Source organism: Streptomyces sp. NPDC015139, assembly GCF_043079785.1.
GTDB classification, from domain to species: Bacteria; Actinomycetota; Actinomycetes; order Streptomycetales; family Streptomycetaceae; genus Streptomyces; species Streptomyces albidocamelliae.
The window spans coordinates 351,733-367,418 of the sequence record NZ_JBIBUW010000002.1; the positions used below are offsets into that span (position 1 = coordinate 351,733).

Here is a 15,686-nt window from a genome sequence, read left to right on the forward strand (position 1 = left end):
AGGCGTATGGCTTCCACGCACGGCGCTGAGGTGCTGGTCGCGTCCAATCGCGGCCCGGTTTCGTACACGGTGGACGACGACTCGGGCGGGTCGCTGCGCGCCAGGCGCGGCGGCGGCGGGCTGGTCTCCGGGCTGTCGGCCATCGGGCCGGACACGAACGCGGTGTGGGTGTGCGCCGCGCTCGGCGACGGCGACCGGGAGGCCGTACGCCGCGCGGACGGCGGACTCCTGCCCACCGAGGACACCGGCGGCCAGCGGGTGCGGATGCTCGACATCGACGCCCAGGTGCACGCGGACGCCTACAACGGCATCGCCAACTCGGTGCTCTGGTTCGTCCACCACATGCTCTACCAGACCCCGCTGGAGCCGGTCTTCGACGCCTCTTTCCGGCGGCAGTGGGCGGCCTACGAGGCGTACAACCGGGCGTTCGCCGAGGCGCTGGCCGAGGAGGCGGCCGACGGCGCGGCGGTGCTGATCCAGGACTACCACCTGGCCCTCGCCCCCCGGATGCTCCGCCGGCTCCGTCCCGACCTGCGCATCGGCCATTTCTCGCACACCCCGTGGGCCCCGCCGGACTACTTCCGCCTGCTGCCCGACGACATCGCGGCCGAGCTGCTGAGTGGCATCCTGGGCGCGGACCGGGCGGCGTTCCTCACGCAGCGCTGGGCCGACGCGTTCAAGGACTGCTGTCACGCGGTGCTCGGGCCCGGCATCCCCTCGGGCACGCGGATCGGCGTGCACGGGCTCGGCGCGGACGGCGACTTCCTGCGCAAGCGGGCCCACGAGCCGGACGTGGCCGAGCGGATGGCGGCGCTGCGCCAGGAGATCGGCGAGGGACGCCGGACCATCGTCCGCGTGGACCGCACCGAGCTGTCCAAGAACATCGTGCGCGGCCTGCTGGCGTACCGGCAGCTGCTCGACGACCACCCCGAGTGGCGCGAGAAGGTCGTCCACGTGGCGTTCGCCTATCCCTCCCGGCAGGACCTCGCCGTGTACCGGGACTACACGGCCGAGGTGCAGCGGGTGGCCGAGGACATCAACGCGCGCTACGGCACGCCCGGCTGGACCCCGGTCGAGCTGCACGTGAAGGACGACTTCGCGCGCTCGCTGGCCGCCTACCGACTCGCCGACGTGGCGCTGGTCAACCCCATCAGGGACGGTATGAACCTGGTCGCCAAGGAGATCCCGCTGCTGTCCGACGAGGGCTGCGCGCTGGTGCTGTCACGCGAGGCGGGGGCGTACGAGGAGCTGGGCGAGGACGCGATCGTGGTGAACCCGTACGACGTCACGGGCACGGCGGACGCGCTGCACGAGGCGCTGAGCCTGCCGCGCGAGGAGCGGGCGGAGCGGTCGAAGCGGCTGGCCGCCGCCGCGACCGCGCTTCCGCCGGCGCGGTGGTTCCTGGACCAGTTGCACGCCCTGGACGATCAGTCCAGCTGAGCGGCGATCCCCCGCAGCAGTGCCACGACGCCCTCCGGGCCGTCCACCACCAGGTCGGCCCGTTCGGCGAGTTCCGTGACCTCGGCGCTGCCGCTGCACACCAGGAGGCCGGGGACGCCGTCGGAGCGGAGCTTGTCCACGGCCGCGTACGCGGGCAGGTCGCCCAGGTCGTCGCCGGCGTAGACGACCGACCCGGCGCCGGTCGCCCGGACGTACTCGGCGAGCGCGACGCCCTTGTCCATGCCGGGCGGGCGCAGCTCCAGCACCATCCGGCCGGGTTCCACGATCAGGCCGTGCCGGGTGGCGAGGTCGGTGAGCGGCTCCCGCAGGGCCTCGAAGGCGGCCTGCGGGTCCTGGGCGCGGCGGGTGTGGACGGCGACCGCCCGGCCCTTCTCCTCGATCCAGGTGCCCTGCCAGGCGCCGACCCGTTCCAGCACGCCGGGCAGCTCCGCGCGGACCGCCGCCACCCCGGGGTGCGGGGCGGGCGCGGTGACCGTGCCGGTGACCGCGTCCCAGCGTTCGGCGCCGTAGTGGCCGAGGACGGTGAGGTGCTCCAGGCCGGGCACGCCGGCGAAGCCGCCGTACCGGACGGCGACGCCCGCGGGGCGGCCGGTGATGACGGCCACGGAGGCCACCTTGGGGGCGAGGGCGGCGATCGCGGACACCGCCTCGGGATGGGCGCGGGCCTGCTCGGGGTCGGCGACGATCGGGGCCAGGGTGCCGTCGAAGTCGAGTCCGACCACCGCGCTGCGGGGATCGGCCAGGAGGGCGGCCAGGCCGTCCCGGCCGGCCTGGGTGGCCGGGGTCGGCAGGGGGGCCGTGCCGTGGGTCGGGTCGGGTGAGTCCGTCGTATGGGTGCCCATACGGCGACACTATCCGCGGAACGCCGGGTCCACTCCTCAGCGCTCGGACCGGCGGGCCTCCCGCACCCGGCGCAGCCGGTTGACCGTCACCGGGTCGTGGGCCAGGGCCCGCTCGTCGTCGAGCAGGGCGTTGAGCAGCTGGTAGTAGCGCACGGGCGACAGGTCCAGCTCCTCGCGTATCGCCCGTTCCTTCGCGCCGGGGCCGGTGAACCCGCGGCGCTCCAGCGCGAGGATGGCTTGTTCGCGGTGGCCCAGTTCCATGCCGGCCACGGTAGCGCCGGGTACCGACAGCGGGCTCAGCCGGCGTCGCTGCTGTCGGCCGCCGTGGCCGCCGTCTGGAGGCGGGTGAGGACGCCGGAGGGGCTGCCGCCCGGGGCGACCGCCTGGCCGATGTCCTTCTTCACGGAGGCGCTGACCGCCGCCCAGGACGTCTTGCCGACGGGGTACAGCTCGGAGGTGGGCAGCTGGGCGAGGAAGGGGCGCAGCGCCTTGTCGGTGGCCTTGTCCGACGCGCTCATGGTGTCGGAGGCGGAGCTGGTGACCGGCAGCAGCCCGTACTCGCGGGAGAAGGCGAGGACGTTCTTCTCGCTGTAGGCGAAGTCGAGGAAGTCGCCGATCCGGTCGGCGTTGCCGTTCTGCTTGAAGGCCATCATCCAGTCGGCCACACCCATCGACGCCCTGGCCTTGCCGGTGCGGCCCGGCATGGGCACCATGCCGAACTTCACGCCCTTCTTGGCCGCCTGCTGCATCAGCGTGGGGTGACCGTTGAGCATGCCGACCTGCCCGTCGGCGAAGGCGGCGAAGGCGGTCGCGCGGTTGAGCCTGCCGGGGGCGACGGGTCCGGTCAGGTCCTTGCCGACCAGTTCGTCCTTGAGCCAGGTGAGGGTGCCGACGTTCTGCGTGGAGTCGATCGTGTAGGTGCCGATGTCGTCGGTGTAGCCGCTGCCGCCGTTGTCGCCGCTGAGCAGCCACTGCATGGTCTCGGCCTGGGCCTCCTCGGGTCCGAGGGGCAGGGCGTAGGGGTACTTCACCCCCTTGCTCTTGAGCGCCTCGGCGTCGGCGGCCAGCTCGTCCCAGGTGGTCGGCGGGGTGATGCCGGCCTTGGCGAAGAGGGTCTTGTTGTAGAAGAGGACGCGGGTGGAGGCGGCGAAGGGTATGCCGTACTGGGTGTGCTTCCACTGGCCCGCGTCGGAGAGCTGCGACAGCAGGTCGGCCTGGGTGCGGATGGAGAGGACGTCCGAGGCCGGGTAGAGCTTGCCGGCGGCCGCGTAGTCGGCGTAGGCGCCGATCTGCGCCAGGTCGGGCGCGTGTCCGGCGTCGACCATCTCCTTGACCTTGGCGTCGACGTCGTTCCAGGAGTAGACGCTGACCTCGATCTTCACGCCGGGGTGCGCCGACTCGTACGTCTCGGCCAGGGCCTTCCAGTACTTCTCGGAGCTGTTGGCGGCCGAGTCGCCGTAGTCGGCGGCGACCAGTCTGAGCGTCACGTCGGAGGAGCCGGTGCTCCCGCAGCCGCCGAGAACCGCCGTCATGCCCAGAGCGGATACCACCGCGATCGTTCCTGCCGTAAGCCGACGCACCCTCAAAGCCCCAACCCTGCTGTCTGACCGTTCAATATGTGGACGCATAAGGTCTACACCACGCGAGTGGACTAGACCTCTCCCGGGTGCGGGGGCCACACTAGGCCCCGTGGTGAGACATGTCATCGCCCTGGACGTGGGCGGTACCGGGATGAAGGCCGCACTCGTCGGCGACGACGGCGCGCTGCTGCATCGCGCCCGCCGCGCCACCGGGCGCGAGCGCGGCCCCGACGCGGTGGTCGCGGAGATCCTCGACTTCGCCGCCCGGCTGCGCGCGTACGGAGTGGAGCAGTACGGCGAGGCCGCCGCCGCGGCCGGCATCGCGGTCCCCGGGATCGTCGACGAGGAGCGGGGCGTCGCCGCCTACGCGGCCAACCTCGGCTGGCGGGACGTCCCGCTGCGCGCCCTGCTCGCCGAACGGCTCGGGATGCCCGTCGCCCTCGGCCACGACGTGCGCACCGGCGGGCTCGCCGAGGGCCGCATCGGCGCGGGCCGGGGCGCCGACCGGTTCCTGTTCGTGCCACTGGGCACCGGCATCGCCAGCGCCATCGGCCTGGACGGCCGGGTCGAGGCCGGCGCGCACGGCTTCGCCGGCGAGATCGGCCACATCGTCGTACGGCCCGGCGGTACGCCCTGCCCGTGCGGGCAGCGCGGCTGTCTGGAGCGGTACGCCTCCGCGTCCGCCGTCAGCGAGGCGTGGGCGGCCGCCGGCGGGGACCCGGAAGCGGACGCGGCCGACTGTGCCGAGGCCGTCGCGTCCGGTGACCCGAACGCCGTCCGGGTCTGGCAGGACGGGGTGGACGCGCTCGCCGACGGGCTGGTCACCGCGCTCACCCTGCTGGACCCGCGGACGCTGATCATCGGTGGCGGCCTGGCCGAGGCGGGGGAAGTGTTGTTCCAGCCGCTGCGGACCGCCGTCCGGCAGCGGGTCACCTTCCAGAAACTGCCGGCCATCGTTCCCGCGGCGCTGGGGGACACGGCGGGCTGCCTGGGCGCGGGACTGCTCGCCCGGGATCTCCTCAACCACACCGACCGTACGGAGGTAACCCCCTGATGGCAGCCGACCCAGGGGCGCGGGACGCCTCGACACGCGGCTCCGCCGCGTGGGCGCGACCGGCCACGACCCACCCGCAGCCCGCCGCGGCCGCGACCCCCCTCGTACTGTCCGGCGCCAGCGTGGTCCTCCCCACCGGAACCGTCGAGGAGGGCCGGGTGATCGTCGACGGCACCCGCATCACCGGCACGGCCCCCGAGAACGCGCGGGTCGTGGACGTACGGAACCACTGGCTGGTGCCCGGCTTCGTCGACATCCACAACCACGGCGGTGGCGGCGCCTCCTTCGCCGGCACCCCCGAGCAGATCCTCACCGCGATCCGCACGCACCGCCTGCACGGCACCACCACCCTGGTCGCCTCCACCGTCACCGACGAGATGGACCTGCTGGTGCGGCAGGCCGGGCTGCTGAGCGAGCTCGCGGAGCAGGGGGAGATCGCCGGCATCCACTTCGAGGGGCCGTTCATCTCGCCGTGCCGCAAGGGCGCGCACTCCGAGGCGCTGCTGCGCGACCCCGATCCGGCGGAGGTGCGCAAGCTGATCGACGCGGCGCGCGGCAAGGCGAAGATGGTGACGCTCGCGACCGAGCTGCCGGGCGGCATCGACTCCGTACGGCTGCTCGCCGAGCACGGGGTGATCGCGGCGATCGGTCACACGGACGCCAGTTACGAGCAGACGGTCGAGGCCATCGACGCCGGCGCCACGGTCGCCACCCACCTCTTCAACGCCATGCCGGGTCTCGGCCACCGCGCACCCGGCCCGATCGCGGCCCTGCTGGAGGACGAGCGGGTCACGGTCGAGCTGATCAACGACGGGACGCATCTGCATCCGGCCGCGCTGGAGCTCGCCTTCCACCACGCGGGCGCGGACCGGGTCGCGTTCATCACCGACGCGATGGACGCGGCCGGCATCGGTGACGGCCGCTACATGCTCGGCCCGCTGGAGGTCGAGGTCAGCGAGGGGGTGGCCCGGCTGGTGGAGGGCGGCTCGATCGCGGGCTCCACGCTCACGCTGGACCGGGCGTTCAAGCGGGCGGTGACCGTCGACGGGCTGTCGGTGGAGGACACCGTGACGGCGCTGTCGGCCAACCCGGCCCGGCTGCTGGGCCTGTCCGACCGCGTCGGGTCCCTGGAGCCCGGCAAGGACGCCGACCTCGTGCTGCTCGACGCGGACTTCGGCATCAAGGGCGTGATGCGCCGGGGCGAGTGGGTGGTCGCTCCCCAACTGGCCTGATCCGTCCCTCTTTTCCCGCGACGGCGGCCGACCCGTGACTGGGCCGGCCGCCGTCTCTTTGGCATGATCGTGCCCCCGGAAACCGATGACGGGCACAGGGACTTCGAGGGAGGTCGGACCGGGTGATCCTCACGGTCACGCTGAACACCGCTCTCGACATCACCTATCGGGTGCGGTCGCTGCGGCCCCACACCTCGCACCGGGTCACGGACGTCGGGGAACGGCCGGGCGGCAAGGGCGTGAACGTCGCGCGGGTGCTCGCGGCGCTGGGCCACGAGGTGACGGTCGCCGGATTCGCGGGAGGCGCGACCGGCGAGGTGCTGCGCGAGCGGCTGTCCACCGTGGCCGGGGTGACGGACGCGCTGGTGCCCGTCGGCGGGCCGACCCGGCGCACGATCGCCGTGGTAGACGAACTCTCCGGTGACACGACCCAGTTGAACGAACCGGGCCCGCACATCACGCCCACCGAGTGGGGCGTCTTCCTGGACCGTTACGACGAACTCCTGCCCTCCGCCTCGGCGGTGGCGCTGTGCGGCAGCCTGCCGCCGGGGGTGCCGGTGGGAGCGTACGCGGGCCTGATACGCGCGGCCCGGACGGTCGGCGTGCCCGTACTGCTGGACACCAGCGGGGAACCGCTGCGCCGCGGGGTGGCGGCGCGCCCCGACATCATCAAGCCGAACGCCGACGAACTGGCGGAACTCACCGGCTCGCACGAGCCGTTGCGCGCCACCCAGGACGCCCGCCGCCGCGGTGCCCACACGGTGGTCGCCTCACTGGGCGCCGAGGGCCTCCTGGCCCACACCCCGGAGGGCCGCTGGCGCGCGGTGCCGCCCGCCCCCGAGTTCGGCAATCCCACCGGCGCGGGCGACTCGGCCGTCGCCGGTCTCCTCTCCGGCCTGCTGGACCGGCTCCCCTGGCCGGATCGCCTCGCCCGCACGGTCGCCCTGTCGGCGGCCACCGTACGGTCGCCCACGGCGGGCGACTTCGACCGGGCTGTCTACGAGAAACTCCTGGAGCGGGTGTCGGTGACAGCGGCGTGAACGCCCTTGGCCGAGAATCGCCCCTCCCTCCGATGTCGCACTGATAATCGAGTGATCACCTATTCGCTGCCTTGACCAGCAGCGAACGACACAGGGGGAACCTCATATGAGCATGCTCAAGAAGAGCCTGACGACGGTGGCCGTCACCGGCGCACTCCTGGGCGGCGCCTTCGCCACCCCCGCCGCGGCGGCCGATTCCAAGACCTGCCCGAGCGGCAAGGTCTGCGGTTGGTCGGGGACGAACAGGACGGGCCACAGGACCGTCCTCTCCGTGACGCCCGGCTGCGAGATCTTCACCGGCGCCCGATCCGTCTCGAACCAGACGTCCTATCGCATCGAGTTCTGGCACATCACCCCCGGCACCGGCTGCGGCGTCGGCTCCCGGCTGGTCACTCTGCAGCCACACACCTACTCGGACAACGTCCACGGCACCGCCACGGGGATCGCAGTCTGGGGGAGGTAGTACCGCCGCCTCATGACGGTCCGCCAGCCACCGGCGGACCGTTCCTCTGTCTGAGCCCTACTGCACCCACAGCTGGTCGATGAGGGCGTTGCACTGGTTCCCCTGACCACAGGAGATCGTCAGCGTGTTGGGGCCCTTGGTCAACGTCACGGGAGCCCAGGTGGTCTGCCAGCCCTTCTCGAAGTCACCCTTCGGTGAGCCGATGAAGTTCTTCATGCCCAGCGGCTGCTGGTTGGGTTTGCCGTTGACCGACAGCGTCGCGTCAGCGTCCTCACCGGGGATGCCATAACGCACGTACAGCCGGTACGAGCCGGCCTTCTGGATGTCCTTGACGGTCCACGTGATGGAGGCACCGGCAGTGTTGAGCCCTGCCACATAGGCCCCGCCGTCCGCTTTCGCCCCCTTGACGTCCGACGCCCGGGCGGCGCCACCGGCAAGCTGAACGGAGCCGTCCGTCGCGGCGTCCGCCTTCGGCAGTGCGCCGGCCGGGGTCGACTTGGTGTTCGTCGGGCTCGGCTCGTGGCTCTGGGAGTGGGTCGGGGTGGAGCCCGCCTCGTTGCCGGACTTGTCGTCGTCCGCGTTGCCGTTGATCATCGCCACGCTGATGCCGATGACGACCGCCGCGACCACCGCGATCGCGCCGATCAGCAGGCCCTTGGTGTTGGGGCCGCGACGGCCGCCGTCACCGCCGGACAGGGCCGGCTGCCGGCTCGTCGTAGCACCGCCGGGCAGCGTCTCCGGGGCCTGGTAGTGGGCGTTCGGCTGGCCGTAGGCACCCTGCTGCTGCGGAACGGTCGACTGCTGACCGTACTGGCGCTCGCCGACGGTCCGCACCCTGCTGACCGAGTTCGGATAGCCGTAACCGCCGGACGGCGGCTGCGCTCCCCGGGCCTGGCCGTCTGCGTACAGATAGCCGAACGGGTCGTCGTCCTCGGGCGTGCTCGCGCCGTTGTCGCCGGGCGTCATCCCTTGGTACTCCTCAGCGGGTGCGGGTGGATGCGGTACAGGTCTGGAATGGCGAGCCTACCCGCTCCGGCTGGCCCAAACGGGTGACTCAGACCGCATCAGCCCACTGACCTGCGGCTCACCCGGCGCGTCGGTGCTGTTTGGGACGAGATCGTTTCTCTACGTACATCCGCTCGTCGGCGGACTTCAACACTTCGTCCGCGGTCATGCCGCAGTGTGCCCATCCGATGCCGAAGCTCGCGCCCACCCGGACGGCCCGCCCCTCGGCCCGGATCGGCTGGATGATCTCGCCTCGCAGCCGTACGGCGAGGTCCTGGGCGTCGGCCCGGCCGAGGCCGTCGGCGAGGATCACGAACTCGTCGCCGCCGAGCCGGGCCACCGTGTCGCCGTCCCGGACCTGGCGGGACAGCCTGCGGGCCACCTCGATGAGAACCGCGTCACCCGCGTTGTGCCCGAAGCGGTCGTTGATCGACTTGAAGCCGTCGAGGTCGCAGAAGAGCACCGCGAGCCCCTTGGCCCCGTCGTCCCGGTCGTCCTCGGGAGCCGCCGTGTGCACATGGTGGTCGAAGGCGTCGAACGCCTGCGCGCCCGGCGTGAAGTCGAAGCCGTGCCCGGCGGGCATGTCGAAGGCGGGGTGGCCGTAGGCCGCGTCCAGGGACTCCACCACACCGGTGTGCGTGGGCCGCTGGCACAGCCTGGCCGACAGCCGGGAGCGCAGCTCGGCGGAGTTGGGCAGCCCGGTCAGCGAGTCGTGGGAGGCGCGGTGGGCGAGCTGGAGCTCGCGGCGCTTGCGCTCCTCTATGTCCTCGACGTGCGTGAGCAGGAAGCGCGGGCCGTCGGCGGCGTCCGCGACCACGCTGTTGCGCAGGGACACCCAGACGTAGCTGCCGTCCCGGCGGCCCAGCCGCAGCTCGGCCCGGCCGCCCTCCGCCGAGGTGCGCAGCAGGGTGCTGATGTCCTCGGGGTGGACGAGGTCGGAGAAGGAGTAGCGGCGCATCGCGGAGGCGGGCCGGCCCAGCAGCCGGCACAGGGCGTCGTTGGTGCGCAGTATGCGGCCGTGCTGGTCGCCGCCCATCTCGGCGATGGCCATGCCGGAGGGGGCGTACTCGAAGGCCTGCCGGAAGGATTCCTCGCTGGCGCGCAGGGCCTGCTGCTCGCGCTCCAGCCTGACCAGGGCGCGCTGCATGTTCGCACGTAGACGCGCGTTGCTGATCGCGATGGCGGCCTGGAAGGCGTACATCTGGAGGGCCTCGCGGCCCCAGGCACCGGGGCGCCGGCCGTTGCGCGGGCGGTCGACGGATATGACGCCGAGCAGTTCGCCGGAGGAGCCGCCCTGCACGCCGGGGGTGAACATCGGCGCGAAGAGGCGGTCGGAGGGGTGCCACTCGTCCTCGAAGCGCGGCGCGGGCCCGTCGGTGTACCACTGCGGGACGTCGTCGTCGTCGAGGACCCAGCCCTCGGTGTGCGGTATGAAGACGAGGTCGCCCCAGCGTTCGCCCATGTTCAGCCGTCGGTCCCAGGACTCGCGGGAGCCGGCCCGGCCGGTGATGAGGGCCTCGGCGGCGGAGTTCCCGGAGAACGCGGCGACCACGAGGTCGCCGTCGCCGTCGGGGCGCACCAGGTTCACGCACGCCATCTCGTACCCGAGGGCGTGGACGGCGCCGTCGGCGACTGTCTGCAGTGTGTCCGCCAGGCTGCGTGCCGTGTTCATGTCGGCCATGACCTGGTGCAGCTGTCGCAGGGACGCAAGGCGGACATACGGCTCCGACTCGGTCTCCATGCTCGCCCTCCCCCCGAGACCTCGCAGCGAATCAAGGGTTGTCGTCGGCGCTTCTTAGGCGTGGCTCTTCCGGTGCTCTTCGTGACTTCCCCGCCACTGAATCACAGCGCGCTCCGCACTCGGTACACAGGGTCAACAATTCCTGCCCCTTGTGACTCAAGTCACAGGAGAACCTGAACAATTGAGTGGAGTTTATGCGTTTGGTCTGTGTGATTCCTGACCGTAATCCATGCGGATGTGCGCACATGCTGCTCACACGGGTCGTCCGCTGGTCCTAGGACCAGCCTCGGCCGGAGGCCCGATGCGGCCTCCGGAGAGCGGAGACTAGCGTTTCCGGCGTGCTGAAGACTCCCTCATCCACCGCTCTCGCCGCTTCCGGGCATGCTGAGGGGGTGAGCAACGACGAGTTCCGGGCCGCGATGTCCCGGCTGGCCGCGGGTGTGGTGCTGGTGACCGCGCAGGAACCGCCGCTGGACCCGGACGACCCCGGGGCACCGGCCGTCGAGAGCGTCGGCATGACCGCCACGGCGTTCATGTCGGTCTCCCTGGACCCGCCGCTGGTGCTGGTCAGCCTGCGCGAGGGCTCCCGCATGGACGACCTGCTCGACGAACAGCCGTTGTGGGCGGTGTCGGTCCTCGCCGAGAGCCAGCGGCACATCGCGGGCCGCTTCGCCATGAAGGGCCGCATCAGCGACCGGCTGCTCTTCGAGGACATCGCCCACACCCCTGGCGAGGCCAGTGGCGCCCCGCTGGTGGGCGGCGCGCTGGCCACCCTGGAGTGCCGTACCGAGGAGCGGGTGGCCGCCGGCGACCACACCCTGGTCATCGGCCGCGTCCTGACCGCGCGGGTACCGAGCGCGGAGGGCGGCGCACTGCTCTACTTCCGCGGCAGGTACCGCCAGTTGGGCTGAGCCGTATTTCCGTGGCCGCACGGCGACCGCCCGGCCTAGGGTGCGCCGATGACGCTCCACCTGCAAGAAGTGACCCCCGCCAACCTCGACGCCGCCCTCGCCGTCCGTGTGCACCCCCGTCAGGAACACGCGGTCGCCCCGGTCGTGAAGTCCCTCGCCGAGGCCTACGTGCACCCCGCCGTCGCCTGGCCCCGGCTCGTCGTGGACGGCGACCGCCCGGTCGGCTTCCTGATGGCCGCGCTCGACATCGACTGGTACGAGGACGGCACCGTGCGCCGTTCCGCGCTGTGGCGGCTCAACATCGCCGCCGGGGAACAGGGCAGGGGCTACGGCCGTTTCGCCGTCGAATCCGTGGCAGCCGAGGTGCGCCGCCGGGGCGGCACACAGCTGTACGTCACCTGGCATCCCGGTCCGGACGGTCCCGAGGAGTTCTACCTCCGCCTGGGCTTCCGGAAGAACGGGGAGACGAGCGGGGGGCAAACGGTCGGCGTGCTGGAGCTGGGGCTGCCCGCCTGAGCCCGGCCGGTCTGAGTCCGGCTCACCAGAGCCCGGCCGACCTGAGCCCAGCCGGGCTGGATCCGGCCCGCCAGCGCCCGGCCGAGCTGAGTCCAGCCCGCATGAGTCCGGCCTGCCTGCCCCAGCCGGGCCGTCCGGGCCGCCCGGACGGCCGGCTCGGGCTCAGACCGCCTCGACGATTCGCTCGGGCTCAGGCCGCTTCAACCGGCCGCTCGGGCGCAGAACCGCCCCGACCGGGCTGCTCCCCCTGAGGCCGCCCCGACGGCCCGCTTCCGCTCGGACCTCCTCGACCGGCCGCTCCCCCTCAGCTCAGCCCTCCCCGACCGGCCGCTCCCCCTCAGACCACCCCGACCGGCCGCTCCCCCTCAGCTCAGCCCTCCCCGACCGGCCGCTCCCCCTCAGACCGCCCCGACCGGCCGCTTCCGCTCAGACCGCCTCTACGGTCAGTTCCGCCAGGCGCGCCGGGTCGGTCACGATGTCGACGACCGTGATGCGGTCGGCCGCGAAGGCGAAGGTCAGCACGCGTTCCGGACGGCCGTCGACGAGGACGGCCAGTCCGGTCGCCCCGTCCACCAGCGCCGGACGCGCGATCCGCGCCAGACGGGCGAAGCTCGCCGCCCCGGCGGCGACGCCCGCCGCTCCACTGGTCACACCGGCCTCGCTGCGCGCCACCACGTCCGGGTCGAGCACCGCGAGCAGCCCGTCGAAGTCCCCGTCCCGGGCGGCGGCCAGGAAGGCGTCGACCACCTCCCGCTGCCGGGCCAGGTCCGTCTCCGGCGCGTCGGCGCCCCGCACCCGGCGCCGGGCCCGGCTCGCGAGCTGCCGCGCCGCCGCCGGGCTGCGCCCGAGGATGCCGCCGATCTCCTCGAAGGGCACCCCGAACAAGTCGTGCAGCACGAACGCCAGCCGCTCGGCCGGCGACAACGTGTCGAGGACGACCAGGAGCGCCACCCCGACCGAGTCGGCGAGCACGGCGTCCTGCGCGGGGTCCGGCTCGGCCGACGGTGCCGGACGCCAGGTGTCCAGGGGCTCCTCGCCCCGGGTGCGCCGTGAGCGCAGCATGTCGAGGCAGACCCGGCCCACGACGGTCGTCAGCCAGCCCCCGAGGTTCTCCACCTCACGCGTGTCGGACCGGTGCAGCCGGAACCACGCCTCCTGGACCGCGTCCTCGGCCTCCGCCGCCGAGCCCAGCATCCGGTAGGCCACGGACCGCAGATGCCCCCGGTATCCCTCGAACCGGTCGGCGAGGAAGTCGCGGTCGGCGCGCCGGTCCCCCTCGTCGTGCCGTTCGCCGTACTGGTCGCTGCCCTGGTCGCTCATCGGCTGGTCCCGGCCTCTCCGTCGCGTTCCATGCTCCTCACTCGCATGACGCGCCGCGGCCCGGGAATGTGACAGCGCACCCGGGCGGGGCGGGGACCGGCCGGGCCGGTCAGCCCCAGTCCTGCCCGGAGCGGCCCCGCTTCGTCTGCGCCCGCTGCTTCTTCTCCCGCAGCCGGCGTTCGTTGATGCCGCGCGGGATCCGGGTGGGCTTGCGGGGCTTGGGCGGCGGCGCGGTGGCCTCCGCGAGCAGGGAGGCGAGGCGTACGGCGGCGGTCTCGCGGTTGCGCCACTGGGAGCGGTGCTCGGAGGCCCGTACGGACACCACGCCGTCGACGAGCCGCCCGGCCAGCCGCTGGAGCGCCCGCTCCTTCCACACCTCGGGGAGCGCTTCGGTGCGCGCGAGGTCGAAACGGAGCTCCACCTGGGAGTCACTGGTGTTGACGTGCTGCCCGCCGGGCCCGGACGACCGCGAGAAACGCCAGATCAGCTCGGCCTCGGGAAGCGAGACCGAGCCGCGGATGAGATAGGGCCCGGACATGTGTCCCATGTTCCCGGGCCCGCCCGCCCCACGTCACCCGGTTTTCGCCGGTGCGGGTAAAAAAGGTAAAGGGACCCGGAACCACGGGTACCCCCCTCGACGTTGTTCCCGGTGACGGTAGCTTCGTCGGCACACATGTGCAGGGACATCTAAGGAAGGGACTCCCAACATGGCTGTAAGCCTGTCCAAGGGTGGCAACGTCTCGCTCACCAAGGAGGCTCCGGGCCTGACCGCCGTCACCGTGGGCCTCGGCTGGGACGTCCGCACCACCACCGGCACGGACTTCGACCTGGACGCGTCCGCCATCGCGGTGAACACGCAGGGCAAGGTCTACTCGGACGCGCACTTCGTCTTCTTCAACAACAAGCAGACCCCGGACAGCTCCATCGTCCACACCGGTGACAACCGCACGGGTGAAGGCGCGGGCGACGACGAGGCGATCAACGTCAACCTGGCCGCGCTCCCGGCCGACATCGACAAGATCGTCTTCCCGGTCTCCATCTACGACGCCGAGAACCGCGGCCAGAACTTCGGCCAGGTCCGCAACGCCTACATCCGCATCGTCAACCAGGCCGGCGGCGCCGAGATCGCGCGGTACGACCTCTCCGAGGACGCCGCGACCGAGACGGCCATGGTCTTCGGCGAGCTGTACCGCAACGGCGCGGAGTGGAAGTTCCGCGCGGTGGGCCAGGGCTACGCCTCGGGCCTGGTCGGCATCGCCCAGGACTTCGGCGTGAACGTCTGAGCCCCACCCGGCTCTTCGCCGAGGGGGGCACCCCCGGCACCGACGGAAGCCCCGGCCACGAGTTCCACGGCCGGGGCTCCCGGCGTTCCCGGCCGCCCCGGCGCCCCCGCGAAAAGCCTTGGGGTTGCGCGGACGCCCGGCGATAGGTTGCCGGGCATGATGCTCGAGCCCCTGGTCTCCGGCCAGGACATCCCGGTCCCGCTGCTCGGCGAGCTCACCGCGCTGTACGCGTCCAACCGCGCGTACCAGCGGCTCAGCGGCGACTTCCCCGACCCGGACGACATCCGCCCGGGGCAGGTGGCGGACGCCCTGGCCGGGGAACTGGCCGTGCCGGGCGCCGAGGTGCTGGTGGCCCGTGCCGGGGACGGGCGGCCCGTCGGGATCGCGATCACGCTGGCCCACCACCCCGACCCCGCCGACCCGGACCCGTGGATCGGGCTGCTCATGGTGGACGCGGCGGAGCACGGCAAGGGCCACGGCCGCACCCTCGCGGAGCTCCTCGAGAAACGCTTCCGTGCGGAGGGCCGCGCCGCCGTACGCCTCGCCGTCCTCGACGGCGACCCCGGTGCCCTGGCCTTCTGGACCTCGCTCGGCTACCGGGTGATCGCCCACCGCCCCGACCGGGCCCTCGGCCGCCCCTGCGCCGTCCTGCGCAAGGTGCTGCACCGCACCCCCCGGCGGGCGGCCCGGATCGCCGTCGTGGACCCGGAGGGCGCGGTCCTGCTGCTGCGGTACGACAACACCGAGGTCGGCGTCCACTGGGCGCTGCCCGGCGGAGGCCTGGAGCCCGGCGAGACCCCGCGCGAGGGCGCCCTGCGCGAGCTGGCCGAGGAGGCGGGCTGGAGCGATCTGGAGCCCGGCCCGCTGCTGTGCACCTGGGAACACGACTTCACGCACACGGGAGTTCCCGTCCGTCAGCACGAGCACGTCTACGTCACCCGCGGCCCGCGCCGCGCCCCGGCCGGACCCGAGGTCGCCGCCGCGCACGCCACCGACCTCATCCTCGAATGGCGCTGGTGGAGCAGGCGGGAACTGGCGGAGGAGCGGGAGCCGGTCTGGCCGCCGGACCTCGCCCGGCTGCTGGACGAGTGGGAGGCGTGACCCGCCGCCCGCTGTGACACCGCACGCCTCAAGTGCGCTGTACCACACGTAAGTTGACCGACACACCCGACGTCCGGATTGCGGTTCTCGCCGCCCGCCTTCCGGACACGAACACGTAAAGTTTTGTCAGCAACCTG

16 protein-coding genes are annotated in these 15,686 nt (G+C 72.6%); 9 read left to right on the forward strand and 7 right to left on the reverse strand.

Translation table 11 applies throughout. The features are described from left to right. Nucleotides 1–6 precede the first annotated feature (6 nt). Entirely contained in the window at nucleotides 7–1,440 is a 1,434-nt protein-coding gene (locus ACF08B_RS06080) for a trehalose-6-phosphate synthase (RefSeq protein ID WP_392316306.1), read from the forward strand. Here ACF08B_RS06080 and otsB read toward each other — a convergent pair. From otsB to ACF08B_RS06095, 3 genes are read right to left on the reverse strand one after another with little or no spacing between them, the layout of a single operon-like run. Continuing rightward, nucleotides 1,428–2,303 (reverse strand): trehalose-phosphatase, encoded by an 876-nt coding sequence (gene otsB, locus ACF08B_RS06085; RefSeq protein ID WP_392316307.1) that lies wholly within the window; start codon nucleotides 2,301–2,303, stop codon nucleotides 1,428–1,430. The genes ACF08B_RS06080 and otsB overlap by 13 nt on opposite strands. A 36-nt stretch (nucleotides 2,304–2,339) precedes the next feature. Next, the gene (locus ACF08B_RS06090) at nucleotides 2,340–2,564 is read right to left on the reverse strand and encodes a DUF3263 domain-containing protein (protein ID WP_093480756.1); all 225 of its coding nucleotides are present in this window, start codon (nucleotides 2,562–2,564) and stop codon (nucleotides 2,340–2,342) included. 35 nt (nucleotides 2,565–2,599) lie between these two features. Beyond that, nucleotides 2,600–3,835: an extracellular solute-binding protein gene (locus tag ACF08B_RS06095; RefSeq protein ID WP_392316308.1), complete on the reverse strand. Its 1,236-nt coding sequence runs from the start codon at nucleotides 3,833–3,835 to the stop codon at nucleotides 2,600–2,602. 160 nt (nucleotides 3,836–3,995) lie between these two features. Here ACF08B_RS06095 and ACF08B_RS06100 point away from each other — a divergent pair, with 160 nt between their 5' ends. The 4 genes from ACF08B_RS06100 (at nucleotide 3,996) to ACF08B_RS06115 (ending at nucleotide 7,672) form a co-directional block, all read left to right on the forward strand. Then, complete coding sequence (locus tag ACF08B_RS06100; RefSeq protein ID WP_392316688.1) at nucleotides 3,996–4,937, forward strand: ROK family protein; 942 nt, start codon at nucleotides 3,996–3,998, stop codon at nucleotides 4,935–4,937. Next, nucleotides 4,937–6,169, forward strand: coding sequence for an N-acetylglucosamine-6-phosphate deacetylase (nagA, locus tag ACF08B_RS06105; RefSeq protein WP_392316309.1), 1,233 nt, complete (start codon nucleotides 4,937–4,939; stop codon nucleotides 6,167–6,169). The genes ACF08B_RS06100 and nagA overlap by 1 nt, the downstream gene beginning before the upstream one ends. 122 nt (nucleotides 6,170–6,291) lie before the next feature. Further along, a complete protein-coding gene (locus ACF08B_RS06110; protein ID WP_392316310.1) occupies nucleotides 6,292–7,209 on the forward strand; it encodes a 1-phosphofructokinase family hexose kinase in 918 nt (305 codons plus the stop codon). 106 nt (nucleotides 7,210–7,315) lie between these two features. Continuing rightward, complete coding sequence (locus ACF08B_RS06115; RefSeq protein ID WP_392316311.1) at nucleotides 7,316–7,672, forward strand: peptidase inhibitor family I36 protein; 357 nt, start codon at nucleotides 7,316–7,318, stop codon at nucleotides 7,670–7,672. 57 nt (nucleotides 7,673–7,729) lie between these two features. Here the strand turns inward: ACF08B_RS06115 and ACF08B_RS06120 are convergent, their stop codons facing one another. Both ACF08B_RS06120 and cdgB read right to left on the reverse strand, forming a co-directional pair. Then, complete coding sequence (locus ACF08B_RS06120) at nucleotides 7,730–8,638, reverse strand: carbohydrate-binding protein (protein ID WP_392316312.1); 909 nt, start codon at nucleotides 8,636–8,638, stop codon at nucleotides 7,730–7,732. A gap of 118 nt (nucleotides 8,639–8,756) precedes the next feature. Beyond that, nucleotides 8,757–10,418 carry a diguanylate cyclase CdgB gene (gene cdgB / locus ACF08B_RS06125; protein ID WP_392316313.1) on the reverse strand — a complete coding sequence of 554 codons (1,662 nt, stop codon included), beginning with the start codon at nucleotides 10,416–10,418 and terminating at the stop codon, nucleotides 8,757–8,759. A gap of 338 nt (nucleotides 10,419–10,756) precedes the next feature. On the opposite strand from cdgB, the gene ACF08B_RS06130 reads away from it, so the two are divergent. Beyond that, nucleotides 10,757–11,329: a flavin reductase family protein gene (locus tag ACF08B_RS06130; RefSeq protein WP_392316314.1), complete on the forward strand. Its 573-nt coding sequence runs from the start codon at nucleotides 10,757–10,759 to the stop codon at nucleotides 11,327–11,329. 48 nt (nucleotides 11,330–11,377) lie between these two features. After that, nucleotides 11,378–11,845, forward strand: a complete 468-nt coding sequence (locus ACF08B_RS06135; RefSeq protein ID WP_392316315.1) for a GNAT family N-acetyltransferase — start codon at nucleotides 11,378–11,380, stop codon at nucleotides 11,843–11,845. Between the two features lie 426 nt (nucleotides 11,846–12,271). Here the strand turns inward: ACF08B_RS06135 and ACF08B_RS06140 are convergent, their stop codons facing one another. Both ACF08B_RS06140 and arfB read right to left on the reverse strand, forming a co-directional pair. Next, entirely contained in the window at nucleotides 12,272–13,165 is an 894-nt protein-coding gene (locus ACF08B_RS06140) for a sigma-70 family RNA polymerase sigma factor (protein WP_392316316.1), read from the reverse strand. A 109-nt stretch (nucleotides 13,166–13,274) separates the two neighbouring features. Continuing rightward, nucleotides 13,275–13,712, reverse strand: coding sequence for an alternative ribosome rescue aminoacyl-tRNA hydrolase ArfB (gene arfB, locus ACF08B_RS06145; protein WP_093475853.1), 438 nt, complete (start codon nucleotides 13,710–13,712; stop codon nucleotides 13,275–13,277). A gap of 160 nt (nucleotides 13,713–13,872) precedes the next feature. Here arfB and ACF08B_RS06150 point away from each other — a divergent pair, with 160 nt between their 5' ends. Then, nucleotides 13,873–14,448 (forward strand): TerD family protein, encoded by a 576-nt coding sequence (locus ACF08B_RS06150; RefSeq protein ID WP_392316317.1) that lies wholly within the window; start codon nucleotides 13,873–13,875, stop codon nucleotides 14,446–14,448. A 156-nt stretch (nucleotides 14,449–14,604) separates the two neighbouring features. Beyond that, nucleotides 14,605–15,549, forward strand: coding sequence for a GNAT family N-acetyltransferase (locus ACF08B_RS06155; RefSeq protein ID WP_392316318.1), 945 nt, complete (start codon nucleotides 14,605–14,607; stop codon nucleotides 15,547–15,549). The last annotated feature ends 137 nt before the right edge of the window (nucleotides 15,550–15,686 follow it).

What these genes read in the sequence shown, in the direction of transcription:
- ACF08B_RS06090 (WP_093480756.1), bottom strand. Translation starts at nt 2,564, where the DNA reads ATGGAACTGGGCCACCGCGAACAAGCCATCCTCGCGCTGGAGCGCCGC.
- ACF08B_RS06155 (WP_392316318.1), top strand. Translation starts at nt 14,605, where the DNA reads ATGATGCTCGAGCCCCTGGTCTCCGGCCAGGACATCCCGGTCCCGCTG.
- ACF08B_RS06150 (WP_392316317.1), top strand. Translation starts at nt 13,873, where the DNA reads ATGGCTGTAAGCCTGTCCAAGGGTGGCAACGTCTCGCTCACCAAGGAG.
- arfB (WP_093475853.1), bottom strand. Translation starts at nt 13,712, where the DNA reads ATGGGACACATGTCCGGGCCCTATCTCATCCGCGGCTCGGTCTCGCTT.
- otsB (WP_392316307.1), bottom strand. Translation starts at nt 2,303, where the DNA reads ATGGGCACCCATACGACGGACTCACCCGACCCGACCCACGGCACGGCC.
- ACF08B_RS06095 (WP_392316308.1), bottom strand. Translation starts at nt 3,835, where the DNA reads ATGACGGCGGTTCTCGGCGGCTGCGGGAGCACCGGCTCCTCCGACGTG.
- ACF08B_RS06120 (WP_392316312.1), bottom strand. Translation starts at nt 8,638, where the DNA reads ATGACGCCCGGCGACAACGGCGCGAGCACGCCCGAGGACGACGACCCG.
- ACF08B_RS06135 (WP_392316315.1), top strand. Translation starts at nt 11,378, where the DNA reads ATGACGCTCCACCTGCAAGAAGTGACCCCCGCCAACCTCGACGCCGCC.
- nagA (WP_392316309.1), top strand. Translation starts at nt 4,937, where the DNA reads ATGGCAGCCGACCCAGGGGCGCGGGACGCCTCGACACGCGGCTCCGCC.
- cdgB (WP_392316313.1), bottom strand. Translation starts at nt 10,418, where the DNA reads ATGGAGACCGAGTCGGAGCCGTATGTCCGCCTTGCGTCCCTGCGACAG.
- ACF08B_RS06115 (WP_392316311.1), top strand. Translation starts at nt 7,316, where the DNA reads ATGAGCATGCTCAAGAAGAGCCTGACGACGGTGGCCGTCACCGGCGCA.
- ACF08B_RS06080 (WP_392316306.1), top strand. Translation starts at nt 7, where the DNA reads ATGGCTTCCACGCACGGCGCTGAGGTGCTGGTCGCGTCCAATCGCGGC.
- ACF08B_RS06140 (WP_392316316.1), bottom strand. Translation starts at nt 13,165, where the DNA reads ATGAGCGACCAGGGCAGCGACCAGTACGGCGAACGGCACGACGAGGGG.